11 protein-coding genes are annotated in these 13,317 nt (G+C 61.3%); 7 read left to right on the plus strand and 4 right to left on the minus strand.

Features of this window, described 5'->3' with window-relative positions:
- Window positions 1–40: 40 nt before the first annotated feature.
- A complete protein-coding gene (locus FJ960_RS06405) occupies window positions 41–2,341 on the plus strand; it encodes an FdhF/YdeP family oxidoreductase (protein ID WP_140712596.1) in 2,301 nt (766 codons plus the stop codon).
- Window positions 2,342–2,643: 302 nt separating this feature from the next.
- Here the strand turns inward: FJ960_RS06405 and FJ960_RS06415 are convergent, their stop codons facing one another.
- The 3 genes from FJ960_RS06415 to FJ960_RS06430 form a co-directional block, all read right to left on the minus strand.
- Window positions 2,644–2,910 (minus strand): hypothetical protein, encoded by a 267-nt coding sequence (locus FJ960_RS06415; protein ID WP_140712598.1) that lies wholly within the window; start codon window positions 2,908–2,910, stop codon window positions 2,644–2,646.
- Window positions 2,911–3,672: 762 nt separating this feature from the next.
- Window positions 3,673–4,050, minus strand: a complete 378-nt coding sequence (locus FJ960_RS06425) for a response regulator (RefSeq protein ID WP_140712600.1) — start codon at window positions 4,048–4,050, stop codon at window positions 3,673–3,675.
- Window positions 4,047–7,157 (minus strand): CheR family methyltransferase, encoded by a 3,111-nt coding sequence (locus tag FJ960_RS06430; RefSeq protein ID WP_140712602.1) that lies wholly within the window; start codon window positions 7,155–7,157, stop codon window positions 4,047–4,049. The genes FJ960_RS06425 and FJ960_RS06430 overlap by 4 nt, the downstream gene beginning before the upstream one ends.
- A gap of 102 nt (window positions 7,158–7,259) precedes the next feature.
- On the opposite strand from FJ960_RS06430, the gene FJ960_RS29400 reads away from it, so the two are divergent.
- Window positions 7,260–7,475, plus strand: a complete 216-nt coding sequence (locus FJ960_RS29400; RefSeq protein WP_181169730.1) for a hypothetical protein — start codon at window positions 7,260–7,262, stop codon at window positions 7,473–7,475.
- A gap of 4 nt (window positions 7,476–7,479) precedes the next feature.
- Window positions 7,480–8,076, plus strand: coding sequence for a response regulator (locus tag FJ960_RS06435; protein ID WP_181174159.1), 597 nt, complete (start codon window positions 7,480–7,482; stop codon window positions 8,074–8,076).
- Between the two features lie 196 nt (window positions 8,077–8,272).
- Here FJ960_RS06435 and FJ960_RS06440 read toward each other — a convergent pair whose 3' ends face one another.
- Window positions 8,273–8,545, minus strand: coding sequence for a hypothetical protein (locus FJ960_RS06440; RefSeq protein WP_027144343.1), 273 nt, complete (start codon window positions 8,543–8,545; stop codon window positions 8,273–8,275).
- Window positions 8,546–8,760: 215 nt separating this feature from the next.
- On the opposite strand from FJ960_RS06440, the gene FJ960_RS06445 reads away from it, so the two are divergent.
- Genes FJ960_RS06445 through FJ960_RS06460 form a run of 4 tightly spaced genes read left to right on the plus strand, consistent with a single transcriptional unit; the run spans window position 8,761 to window position 13,317 of the window.
- A complete protein-coding gene (locus FJ960_RS06445; RefSeq protein WP_140712604.1) occupies window positions 8,761–9,867 on the plus strand; it encodes an NAD-dependent epimerase/dehydratase family protein in 1,107 nt (368 codons plus the stop codon).
- Window positions 9,864–10,943 (plus strand): GDP-mannose 4,6-dehydratase, encoded by a 1,080-nt coding sequence (locus FJ960_RS06450; protein ID WP_140712606.1) that lies wholly within the window; start codon window positions 9,864–9,866, stop codon window positions 10,941–10,943. Before FJ960_RS06445 ends, FJ960_RS06450 begins: the two co-directional genes overlap by 4 nt.
- Window positions 10,940–12,232, plus strand: coding sequence for a TIGR04295 family B12-binding domain-containing radical SAM protein (locus FJ960_RS06455; protein ID WP_140504018.1), 1,293 nt, complete (start codon window positions 10,940–10,942; stop codon window positions 12,230–12,232). The genes FJ960_RS06450 and FJ960_RS06455 overlap by 4 nt, the downstream gene beginning before the upstream one ends.
- Complete coding sequence (locus FJ960_RS06460; protein WP_140712608.1) at window positions 12,217–13,317, plus strand: glycosyltransferase family 4 protein; 1,101 nt, start codon at window positions 12,217–12,219, stop codon at window positions 13,315–13,317. The genes FJ960_RS06455 and FJ960_RS06460 overlap by 16 nt, the downstream gene beginning before the upstream one ends.

Below are 13,317 nucleotides of genomic sequence, written 5' to 3' on the forward strand. Positions count from 1 at the left end.
GGGCGAGGTTTGGTATTTGGCATTCGCAAGGACGACCGTCATGGAACCCTCCGTTACCGATCATGTCGAAATCAAGAAATACGACCACCCGACGGGCGGATGGGGGTCCCTGTCCTCCTTGATCCGCAAGGCATATGGCGAAGGCCTGCTGATGTCGGGAATATGGAGCACGCTGCTCAAGCAGAACAAGGCAGACGGCTACATGTGCGTTTCCTGCTCATGGGCCAAGCCAGCGGAGCCGCGGCCCTTCGAGTTTTGCGAAAATGGCGCCAAGGCCACCATGTGGGATCAGACGAAGCTGCGTTGCGGTCCGGACTTCTTCGCACGGCATTCGGTCACCGACCTGCTCGATTGGCCGGATCGCGACCTGGAAAAGCAAGGCAGGCTCACGGATCCGCTGCGCTACAACGCTGTCACCGATCGCTATGAGCCGATTTCCTGGGATGAAGCCTTTGCCGAGATCGGCATGGAACTTCGGCGGCTCGATCCGAAGTCGGTCGTCTTCTACACATCCGGCCGCGCCTCGCTGGAAGCTTCATTCATGTATCAGCTCTTCGCCCGCATCTACGGTTCGTCGAACCTGCCCGATTCTTCCAACATGTGTCACGAATCGACCTCGGTCGGACTTCCCGAGTCGATCGGCTCGCCGGTTGGGACCGTGCAGCTCGAAGACTTTTCCAAATGCGACATGATGTTCTTCTTCGGCCACAACACCGGCGTGACGGCGCCGCGGCTATTGCACCCGCTGCAGGAGGCTCGTCAACGCGACGTGCCGGTCTTCACCTTCAATCCCTTGCCGGAGCGAGGGCTCAAGCGCTTCAAGAATCCGCAGGATCCCGTCGAGATGTTGTCGCCAGGCCCCGGCACCAAGATGTCCAGCGACTTCTTCCAGATCCGCAGCGGCGGCGACATTGCCGCAATGACCGGGATTGCCAAGGCGGTGCTGGCACTCGACGACGCGGCTCGGGAGAATGGAAATTCGCGTGTCCTCGATGTCGAGTTCCTTGCCGAACACACGCATGGTTTTGCTGAGTTCGAAGCCTATTTACGCGCTGCCGAGTGGAAAGACATCGTCACACGGTCGGGCATCGCGCGAGCGGATCTGGAGCATGTGGCTGAAGTCTACGGCCGCTCCAATGCGGTGATCGGCAATTACGGGATGGGCCTGACGCAGCACAGGCATGGCACCGAGAACGTTCAGATGCTTTGCAATCTGCTGCTGATGCGTGGCAACATCGGAAAGCCCGGTGCCGGCATTTCGCCGCTGCGTGGTCACTCCAACGTCCAGGGCCAGCGCACCGTCGGCATATCTGAAAAACCTGAGCTCGTTCCACTCGACAAATTCGCGGAATTCTATGCTTTCGAGCCCCCGCGCGAAAAAGGCCTCGATACGGTCGAGACCTGCGAAGGCGTCATTGCCGGCTCCGTGAAGGGCTTTATCGGCCTGGGGGGTAATTTCGTGCGCGCCGTGCCTGAAACCGGCCTGGTCGAGAAAGCCTGGCGGGGACTTGGCCTGCATGTCGAGATCGCGACCAAGCTCAACCGCAGTCATCTCATCCCCGGGGCGGTAACTTATCTGTTGCCTTGCCTGTCGCGGCTGGAGAGAGACCGCCAGGAAAGCGGCGATCAGACGGTTTCCGTGGAGGATTCCACCGCCTGCATCCATGGCTCCTTCGGATCGCGCCCGCCAGCTTCGCCAAATCTGCTTTCAGAGCCGAAGATCGTTGCCGAGCTGGCCAAAGCTACCGTACCGGGCACGAGCTCGATTCCTTGGGACGAGTGGGTTGCCGACTATTCCCGCATTCGCGATGAGATCGAACGCTGCATCCCTCAGCATTTTCGCCAGTTCAACAAACGGTTCCTGACGCCGGGAGGCTTTCATCGCGACATCAAGGCGTCGAAGCGAGTTTGGGAGACGCCGAACAAGAAGGCCAATTTCAAGCTGCCGACGACGCTCGAGACGAATCCCGACATCGATGTATCCGGGTACAAGGTCCTGACGCTGATAACGGTGCGTTCCAATGACCAGTTCAACACAACTGTCTACGGTTATGATGACAGGCTGCGCGGCATCCATGGCACACGCATGGTCTTGCTGATGAACGAGGCCGACATCCAACGGTTCGGATTGACCGCGGGGCAGCAGATCGATCTCGAAACCCATGCGGATGACGGTGTCGAGCGGCGCGTCCGGGGCTTGCGCGTGACATCCTATTCGGTGCCTGAAGGCAACTGCGCCGGCTATTATCCAGAACTCAACCCTCTGGTGCCCCTCTGGCACCGCGCCAAGAAAGCCCACGTTCCCGCCGTTAAATCCGTTCCAGTCAGAATTATTGGCTGAAACCAGACTGGCGTCGCTTCGTATTTTCCCGGCGGCGTCACAAACCCGGACAAGCAGCGGCCCACCTGGACCGGATGGCTCTTAACCGCCAGGCGGCTTGGGCGATGCCGGCTGCGTTGGCTGCGTGCCTTGCTGGTCCCCGCCAGTACTGGTCTGTGGTGTCGGATTGGTATCCGTCGCCGGATTCTTGTCGACAGGCTGGCTGTTCGTCGTATCCGTCTTGGATTTGACGGGGTCGGCATTGTTGTTGCACGCCGCCAAGGCGAGCAACGCCGATGCCGCACACAGTGACCATAAGGCTCTCATACTGACTTTTCCCCAATGAGTTCGGGTAAAGCAGCCGACAAGTGACCTATTCGATCGAACCGCACGGAAAGTCCCTGTTTGACCGCACTTCGGGCCAGCAAATGATCGAGTTCGGTATCTTCGATCGGGCTGCGAACCACCTGACGGATGGCCCGGCACGCCAGCTCGGTCGAGACAAAATCATACCTCCTGCTTCTGGCGAGAACATATTGTTCGACCAGCATCTTCACGCGCCTGAGCGCGATTTCATCGGCATAGTGCATTTCGGTTCTCCTGCGCGCCGAACTGCCGAACGAGTGGGTTGTTCCGCCCGAATTCAAAACACGATCGCTCGGCTGACGGAAAAGCCCGCGCCTCCCAGCAAGGGAGCGCGCGGGCTGATCAGGCTGAGGGGAACCCGATCGTGCAGCGTCAAACAAGGGGAGCGACGACGCCGCACGACACCGAACCTGCATCGACGTCAGTTGTTCCGCTTCGCCTTATTCGAGTTGTTCGCGCCTGAACGGAAGATCCGCTTTTGGCCAAGGTCCAGAACGGCGCGATCGACGCGTCCTTCGTGATCACGCATGGGGCCAACCTCGAAGCCGTATCCGATCTCTGCAAGACGTTTGCAGCCGCATGGCTGGGACATCCACACGGGCACAAGAACTGCTCCGTCCTTACTCGTGCCGCCCTCGGCAGCGTGGCGTCGTTGCGGTCGCGGAACTTTCGATCGCGCCGACGATTGACCTGCCTACATGAGATGTTTTCCCTTGCAAGGAAGGAGCCACAATGACCAAGGAAGGTTCAACCTCGAAACCCGCCGTCCGATCGCCGAATGCCGGTGGCCTGCCGCACCCAAGGCGGGATGCCAAAGCAACGGATGCCGGCGCAAAGCCGCCAAAGACCGCCGGCGCATCCCGGCCGTCGAGCGTTCCGCTGGATAGTCCGGTCACCAATCGAAATGCCGGCCGGCCACGCCAGGCGAGTACACGCCCCGGCCTACCGACAAGCCGCTGGATTGATCGCGACCGGCTGGCTTGAAATCACGACCGTTTCTTGGCTGCGCGAAGCGACGCAAGGTCAGCCACGGCAGTGAGGATGGCCGCCTCGCTTGCTGGTTTTGCAACGAATTTGCAGTTTCGAAACGGGACAGGAACATCACGCTCCCCGAAGCCCGTTACGAACGCGAACGGAGTGCCGCGAGCCAGCAAGACTTCCGCGACCGGCAGGCTCGTTTCACCGTTGAGCTGAATATCCAGCAACGCCAGGTCGACCTTGTCCGCCTCGACAAATTGAAGCGCGGCGGCAACGGACGAAACAGGGCCGACCACGGGATAGCCCGCTGCAAGCAAGTCAGACGCGACGTCCTCTGCGATCAGCCACTCGTCCTCGACCACCAGAACGTGCGGTCTGTCGCTCATGGCGCGTCCTTATGGTTTGCCGAAAAAGCGATCTGAACCTCGAGACCGTCCTTGCGGAAGGAGGTCTCGACATCGCCGCCGAGCCTGTAGCCGATTTCCCCCTTCAACAGGTTCAGGCCAAAGCCATTGTTCAACGGCTCCCTGACGGGAGGGCCGTCCTTTTCGCGCCAGCCAAGCGTGAAATTGTCGCCATCCATCGCCCATTTGACGCCGATCCTGCCTCGGGGCTTGGACAAGGCGCCATACTTGGCCGCATTGGTGGCCAGTTCATGAATGGCCATGCTGAGGGAAAGCCCTTGTTGCGGGCCGAGTTTAACGTCGTCGCCATCGAGTTCGATCCGTTCGATGCCGAACGGTTCGAGTTCCTGGTGGAGCAATTCCTTGACCGAAGCCTCTTTCCACTTCTCGCGGGTCAGCAGTCCGTAGGCCCGGGACATGGCGTGCAGCCGACCGATCAACGCGTCCGCGAACTCTTCCTTCGTATCGGAACTGTCCCGCATGCGGTTGGCGATGCTGGCGATCACCGCCAGCATATTCTTGACGCGATGGTTCAGCTCCGAGATGAGCACCTGCTGATGCTCTTCCGCCCGCGCCAGGGTGGTAACGTCGACCAGTGTCACCACGACGCCCTGTATCCTGTTGCCCTTGTCCCGATAGGGGTTGATGCGGACCATATGAAACAGGCCCCTGGAATCGCGCGCAAGATGGTGGTTCAGGGTCTCGCCTGTCTCGAACACCTTGTCGATGTGCTGCTTCAACTCGGGGTAATCGAGTTGGCTCGACAGATCCGTCAACGGCCGGCCGACGTCGGAGGGGCGCAGGCTGAAGAAGGATGAGGCCGCCGGCGTGAAGGTCCGCACCACAAGACTGCGGTCGAGAAAAATGGTCGCGATATCGGTGCTTTCGAACAGGTTCCGCAGATCGCTGTTGGCGTGATCGAGCTCTTCTATCTTGCTGGTCAACTCCGCGTTGATCGTGTTGAGCTCTTCGTTGAGCGACTGCATCTCCTCCTTGGACGCTTCGAGTTCCTCATTGGTGGATTGCGCCTCTTCATTGACGGAGACGAGTTCCTCGTTCGAGGATTTCACCTCTTCGAGCGCCGTCTCGTATTCCTCGATGGTGGATTGAAGGCGCTCTCTTGTGTCGCGCAGCTCCCGCTCGAGATCGGCGGTGCTGTCGCTGTCACGACTGCCGCCGTCCTCATCGGATCGGGCCTGCGTCGGTCCCGACGGCTCGAAGAGCACAAGGTAAAGCGGCTCACCATTGCCCCTCTCGGCGAGCGGCTCGATCGTCAGCCTGATCGGTTGTACGCGTTCGTCGTCTTCCTCGACAGCGAGGTTATCCCGCACGACCGTGCGGCGTGTCGTCGTCGCCTCCCTCAATGCGGCGCGCAGATCCAGCCGAAGCCCGCGGCGCGCCATCGTCAGCAACTGCCGGCTGGGAATACCTTGCGGCGCTTCGAGGAATCTGCCGGTCCTCGCCGAATAGTAGACGACGTCGCCTTCGGCATTGACGAGGACATGCGGCGGCGCGAACCGCTCCAGCACCTGCGCCTCGACAGCCTGGCGCAGCGGATAGCCGACAGTTCCCTTCTTCAAGCCAGCGGTTTCGGCGGGAAAAACGCCGGAAGGAACATCTCCGATCAGGGCCGGCAGCCTGATGTGCGGCGAAACATGCTCCCGTGCCTGGAAGAGGCGATGTTTCTTGTCGACGGTGGCAAACAGATTTTCGTGCTGCCCGACGCTCTCAGAGGTGCCGAGGAAAAGATAACCACCGGGCTTCAGCGAATAGTGGAAGACAGGAAGAACGCGGCTTTGAATGGCTGGGCCGAAATAGATCAACAGGTTACGGCACGAAACCAGATCCATGCGCGAGAAGGGCGGATCGCGAATGACGCTATGTGGCGAGAAGATGCACAGTTCCCGGATCTCGTTGCTGAGGACGTACGTTTCGCCATCGCCGGTGAAAAACCGCTGTTTGCGTTCCGGGGAAAGTCCTTGCATCAACGCTTCGGGATAGCGTGCCGCGCGCGCCACCGCCAGCGCCGGCTCGTCTATGTCGGTCGCGAAAATCTGGACGCGAGGCACGGCCGAAAGCGTTTCCATGTGTTCGCGCAGCAGGATGCCGATGGAGAACACCTCTTCGCCTGTGGCGCAGCCTGGAATCCAGACCCTGACGGTATCGCTCGCCGTCTTGCCGTCGAACAGCCGCGGGACGATCTTTTGTTCGAGCAATTCGAAGGCGTCGGGATCGCGGAAGAAGTTGGTAACATTGATCAGCAGATCGCGAAACAGGTTCATCACCTCGCGAGGGTCCTTCTTCAGCCAATCGATATAGGCTCCGATGGACTGAATCTGGGCGATCTGCATGCGCCGCTTGATCCGGCGCAGGAAGGTCTTGGTTTTATAACCTGAAAAGTCATGACCGGAGTGGCTGCGCAAGATCCCGTATATCTGTTCGCGGACCTGATCTATGTCGGCCGTATGAACGTCCTCTTCGTTCGTCAGCCCGTCCAGCGCGTCGAAGCCGCGGGCGTAAGCCTCCAGCTTCGCCCCAATCTCCTCGGCAGGCACGGCGACGTCGATGAGCCCGCTGGCAATGGCGCTCTGCGGCATGTCGGGATTGCGCGGACCGTAGCCGTCAGCCGCTTGCGCCACGGTGAGCCCGCCCCGCTCCTTGATGGCCTTGACGCCCAAGGTTCCATCGGAATCGCCGCCCGACAGAATGACGCCGACCGCATATTCGCCCTGGTCCTCGGCCAGTGCGCTGAAGAAGATATCGACGGGTTTACGCTCTTGGGTAAGCCCATTGGGCCGCCTAAGGTGCAGCACGCCCTTCTCGATGACGACAGTGACGTTTTCCGGCATCACATAGACGTGGTCGGGTTCGACAGCCATGCCGTCCTCGACCACCATGACAGGCATCTCGGTATAGCGGTCGATAACCTCATGCAGCAGGCTGTTGCGCTTGGGACTGAGGTGCGTGATGATCACGAACGCCATTCTTGGCTGACCGGCGATGCCCTTGAACAGCCCTTCCATCGCGGGAATGCCACCCGCGGACGCGCCGACGCCGACGATGGGGAACTTGATTGATTGCGCTGTCACGGCATATCCCTCTTCCCCCGACCCGACATGAACTCCCTCAAGGTCGGTTCGGACAGGACATAACCATATAGCGCGCAGGCAGAATGGAACAAGACAGCACGGATGACGTTGAACACCCATGGTGGTTCAATGACAAAACGCTCAGCTGGCATGAAGCTCCTGGCACCAATGGCGCCGCCTCAATCAATCAAATATCTCGATGCAGGGCCCGTCCCGGATCGCATGCTGGTGCTTGCGAAACGATTGCAGGCGGCGCTGGATCACAGAAAATGGGAAACGGCTTCTCTGCATCCTAAACTCCGTTCGAAGAAAGGATGACGACGTGCGCGATCTGCGGGGATTGCACATTCTGATTGTCGAAGACGAATGGGCGGTGGCGGGAGATCTCGCACGGTTTTTCAGCAATATGGGCGCCATCATCCTCGGACCCGCAGCCACCGTCGAGCAGGCTTCCGAACACACCGATCAGGCCGAAGCTGCAATCCTGGACGTCAATCTCAACGGCCGACGCGTGTTTCCCATCGCGGACAAGTTGATGCGTCGGGGCATCCCTTTCGTGTTCTTCAGCGGCGATAACGACATCGCCATTCCCGAACATCTTCGCTACGCCAGCAATTTGCGAAAATCCTCGGGCAGCAAGGCAGTGTTCAATGCCCTTTTTCCGGCGCAGGCGTCGGAACGAGCTGGCATCGCCGTGCCCCCTCCGCCAGACGACGTCTTCGCGCTTTTGCCCAAACTGCGGCTGGCGGCGCGTCTTTTGCTGGGAGATGTCAACGCATCCGACCGGCTGGTTGAGAGGACACTCGAGCAAGCGATCCGGAACATCGACCACAGGCGGCTTGGCCAGTCGACCGAAAACTGGCTCAACGACATCATGCGAGAGGTGGTGAAGGACCACGGCGCGAAGCTGATGCATTGAATTTTGTCCTCCGAGCCCGAGGCTAAGTCGCTTCCCTTGGGGGTTGCGATCGTCTGTCATCCGCAACTGTGTTCAGGGGCCTGATTTTGCCGGATCGCCTTTCTGGCTCAGCGCCCGAAGCAATGGAGCCGTCGATTGTTCCATCGAGTTTCGAGATTTTCTGGATCGGCCAGGATCAGCTGCCAGGCCAGCCTTCTCAACCCTTGCGATCGCGCTCGACGAATTTGTTGAAGCGGCTGGCTTTTCCGTCGCTGGTCTTGGCCTGATACAGGAAGGCCAGATCATTCTCGTCGAATATTCGGAAGAACTCGTCCCAATCGATGGGCTCGAATGCTTCCTCGGGCTCGCCGAAGTCGATCCGCAGGATGCCGCCCTCGCCCTTGGTGCGAACCACCGCTGGCCGGCCCTGACGCTCCTCGGCCCATTTGCGAATTTCGTCGTGATTGGTGGTCGTCTGGGACTGCGACATTGAAATCTCCTTGATCATCGGGCCTCGCGCTGTCGGCGTCACAGCGGCTGTCGAGCGTCCTAACAGCACACCGGCGGCAATGTTCCAGCATCACGGGGCTGACGGCGATGTCTTGCTTCGCACGAAGGTCTCAAAGGGAACTTTGTTGAAGCACAGGGAACAAACCTTTTGCCGAAAAGTTCGGGGCGCCGAGGTCACTTGTCCGAGGAGTCGTCGTGAAACGCATATTGGTTACAGGAGGCTGCGGCTTCATAGGCCGCCACGTCACACAAGAACTCATCGCTCAGGATTATTCGGTTCGCATTCTCGACGCCTTGCTCGAGCAGGTGCATGCGGGCGAAGCGATCGCGCTTCCCGCCGGAGCCGAACTGATCAAGGGCGACGTCCGCGACCGCGAGGCCGTTACCGAGGCGCTGGAAGGCGTCGACGCTGTCATTCACCTCGCGTCGGAAGTGGGCGTCGGACAATCGATGTACGAGATCGCGCGCTATGTCGGCACCAACGACCTCGGCACGGCGACGCTGCTCGAGGCGTTGATCAAACACCCGGTCGAGCGGATCGTCGTAGCCTCGTCGATGAGCGTCTATGGCGAGGGTCTTTATGCCACGCCCGACGGCCGGCGCATCGACAATGCCCGGCGCAAGCCGAGCGACATCAAAAGCGGACAGTGGAATCCGCTGTCGCCGGAAGGCGAACCCCTTTCGCCGGTGCCGACAGACGAAGAAAAACCGGTCGATCTCGCCTCGATCTACGCGCTGACGAAATACGCCCAGGAGCGCGCCGTGCTGATCTTCGGCGACGCGTACGGCATCGATGCGGTCGCGCTGCGCCTGTTCAATGTCTTCGGTGCCGGCCAGGCACTATCAAATCCCTATACCGGCGTGCTGGCCAACTTCGCTTCACGTCTCGCCAATGGCCAACGGCCGATGATCTTCGAGGATGGCGAACAGAAGCGCGATTTCGTTCATGTGCAGGACGTCGCCCGCGCCTTTCGCCTTGCGCTGCAACAACGTCAGGCAAAGGGCCACGTCATCAACATCGGCAGCGGCCGGGCCTATGCGATCAGCGAAGTCGCGCGATTGCTGGCAGAGGCCATGGGAACCCCGAACCGCTCGCCTGAGCTGCTCGGCAAGGCGCGCTCCGGCGATATACGCAACTGCTTCGCCGATATTTCCAAGGCACGTGAGCTGCTCGGCTTCGAACCGGGCCGCCGATTGGAGAACTCTCTCGGCGATTTCGTTTCCTGGGTGCGCAACACGGCGGCCATCGACCGCGGCGCCGAAATGAAGCGCGAGCTCGAAGAGCGTGGGTTGGTGTCATGAGCCCGGGCGCACGCAACCGTCGCGAAGCGCCGGTCGCCATCGTCGGCGGCAGCGGCTTCATAGGATCGAACCTGGCCGACAGCCTGTTGTCGGATGGCGAACCGGTGCTGGTGGTCGACAATTTCAGCCGTCCCGGCGTCGAACAGAACCTTGAATGGCTGGCCCAGAAACATGGCGGCCGCCTTACCGTCGAGACCATCGATGTGCGGGACGCCAATGCCCTGGCGCCGGTTCTGATGAGGTCCAAGGCGATCTTCCATCTGGCCGCGCAAACGGCCGTCACCACGAGCCTGGTCCGGCCGGACGAGGATTTCGACATCAACCTTCGGGGAACGTTCAACGTGCTGGAAGCGGCGCGACTGAGCGGCGAGCGCATCCCGGTGGTTTTCGCCAGCACCAACAAGGTCTATGGCAGCCTTCCCGATGTCGCGGTTCGCGAGGACGGCGACCGCTACACACCTTGCGACAGCGCCATCCAGGCCGGCGGCATCGATGAGGCCCGCGGCCTGGATTTCTGCACACCTTATGGCTGCTCCAAGGGTGCGGCGGACCAGTATGTGCTCGACTATGCCAAATCCTACGGCATGCCGACGGCGGTGCTGCGGATGAGTTGCATCTACGGACCGCGCCAGTTTGGAACCGAGGACCAGGGCTGGGTGGCGCACTTCCTGCTCAGCGCCCTGACGGGACGGCAAATCACCATCTACGGCGACGGCAGGCAGGTGCGCGACATCCTGCACGTCTCGGATGCGGTCGCCGCCTACAGGGCCGTGCTGGACCAGATCGAGACCGCCAGGGGCCAGGCATTCAATCTTGGCGGCGGACCAGAAAATGCGCTCAGTCTGCGTATGCTGTTGAGCGAGATCGGCGGCCTGACCGGCCGTGAGCTTTCGATCCGCCACGATGGGGAACGGACCGGCGACCAGCCCTTCTTCGTCGCCGATACCCGCAAGATCGAGGCCGCGCTTGGCTGGAAGGCGCAGGTCGCGTGGCGCCAGGGCATTCGCGATCTTGCCGACTGGCTGCAGCGCCACCGGCTCGAGCCTCGCCCTGAAGCCGTGAGGTACGTCGCATGAGAATAGCCCTGGTCAATCCCTTCTGGACGTATGACGACAGCATCTATTTCGGCTGCCGCCAACCCCATTTGCCGCTGGAACTCGGCTATTCGAAAGCCATGCTCGAAGCGGCGGGCCATGAGGTGCTGCTGCTGGACGGGCAGTTACAGAAGCTCGACAATTCCGGGCTCTGCGAACGCGTGACTGAGTTCGCGCCGGCGATGACGGTCGTCAGCACCGCGCCGACTTATCTGTTCTGGCGCTGCGCACCGCCGGAGCTACGCGTGCCGGCCGATTTCCTCAATCGTCTGGCCGGGCGTGGCGGACGCACCGTCGCGGTCGGGCCGCATGGTTCGGCGACGCCGGCGCCGACGCTGCGCAAGCTTGGCGTCGACATTGTCGTGCGCGGCGAATGCGAGGAAATCGTCGCGGAACTTGCCCTGCGCGACGATTGGAGCGCGGTGCACTCGACCGCTTATCTGCGGGACGCCAGTCTGGTTTCGAACGGCGGCGTTCATGTCAGTTCCTTTGTCGATCATCCCCCGCTTGAATGGCCATCCGACTGGATCGCCGCCCATTCGCATCACCATCATAGGTTCGATGACCAACAGCATGGGTTCGGCGCCGAGGTCGAGGCGTCACGCGGCTGTCCCTACAATTGCAGCTTCTGCGCCAAGATCGATTTCCGCGATGCCTATCGCCGCCGGAACCACGAAACGGTGGTGACCGAAATCGATCGGCTGATTGCCCAAGGCGTCGGCTATATCTACTTCATCGACGAGATTTTCCTGCCGCAAAAAGCGTTGCTGGAGGCGTTGGTCGAGCGCGATGTGAAATTCGGCGTACAGACCCGCATCGATCTATGGAAACCCGAGCTGCTGGAATTGCTGGGCGCGGCAGGCTGCGTCTCCATCGAAGCCGGCCTCGAAAGCCTGACGGTGGAAGGGCGGGCGATGCTCGCGAAGCGCTGCCGGCTGGGCACCGAGGAACTGGCCGCGCTGCTGGTCAAGGCCAGACGCCACGTTCCCTTCGTCCAGGCCAATCTGATCGGTGTCGTCGAGGACGATCCTGCCCTTGTCGATTACTGGCGAGCCCATCTGATCGACAAGGGCGTGTGGGCCAATGAACCCGTACCGCTTTATCCTTATCCGAGTTCGCCCAGCTATCGCGAGCTTTGGGGCGAACCCGACGATCTCGCCTGGGAGCGCGCCCATGACCATTACCTCGCCTCGTTCCAGAAGTTCAGCGACATCCAGGAAAAGCGCCCGCGTCCGCTGGCGGAGCTGGAGGCGGCATGTTGCGGACACTAAGGCCGCGCAAGCGCCGCATCCTGATGACCGTCGACGCCATGGGCGGGGTGTGGCGCTATGCGCTTGATCTCGGCCGGGAACTGGTCAACGGCGGCGACAGCATCGTGTTCGCCGGGCTAGGACCGCAACCATCCGGGCGACAGGCCGAAGAGGCGCGGTCCTTCGCGACGCTGATCTGGCTGAACACGCCGCTGGATTGGATGACCCACGACGCCGGCGATCTCGACGGTTTGCCGGGGGAATTGCGTGCGCTGATGCGTGACCACGCCATCGACGTCGTCCATCTCAACGCGCCGACGCAGGCAGTGGGATTGGATGCGCCCTGCCCTGTCATAGCGGTCTCGCATTCATGCGTAACGACATGGTTCCACTCCGTCAGGGGGCAGGCGTTGGACAGCGCATGGACCTGGCAGAAAGAGCGCAACAAGCGCGGGTTCGACAGGGCCGACGCCGTCATCGCGCCGAGCCGCAGCCATGCCGAGCTGCTCGAGACCTGCTATGGCCCGGTCGCACGCCTGCACATCGTCGGAAATGGCGCCCGTCCCGTCCCGAACGTCGAAAACCGCCAGCCGCTGGTCTTCGCCGCCGCCCGTTGGTGGGACGAGGGAAAGAACGTGATGGCGGTCGACCAGGCCGCCTCGTTGACGCAATGGCCCATCTTTACAGCCGGTTCGATTCACGGCCCGAACGGCGAGCGTGCCACCGTCAATCACGCCGTTTCTCTCGGGGCGCTACCGTACAGCGAGGTGCGCTCCTTGATGGCCCGCGCCGGCATTTTTGTATCGCCGTCGCTTTACGAACCGTTCGGTCTGGCGGCGCTGGAAGCGGCTATGTCGGCAACGCCCCTGGTGCTCTCGGATATCTCGACCTATCGCGAGATATGGGATGGGGCCGCGATGTTCTTCGACGCGCGCGTCCCGCACGATCTCGCTGCCTGCGTCAATCGTCTTTCCAGCGATGCCGGGCATAGGCGAGAGCTCGGCCAGGCCGCCCTTCGCCGAAGCCGCAGGTACACGCTGGCGAGGCAGGCCGCGGCCATGCGCGATGTCTACGAAAAGGCGGCGCTAGCCGTGGCGGAGCGCTGA

The sequence above is a fragment of the Mesorhizobium sp. B2-3-11 genome, from assembly GCF_006442215.1.
Classification (GTDB): Bacteria; Pseudomonadota; Alphaproteobacteria; order Rhizobiales; family Rhizobiaceae; genus Mesorhizobium; species Mesorhizobium salmacidum.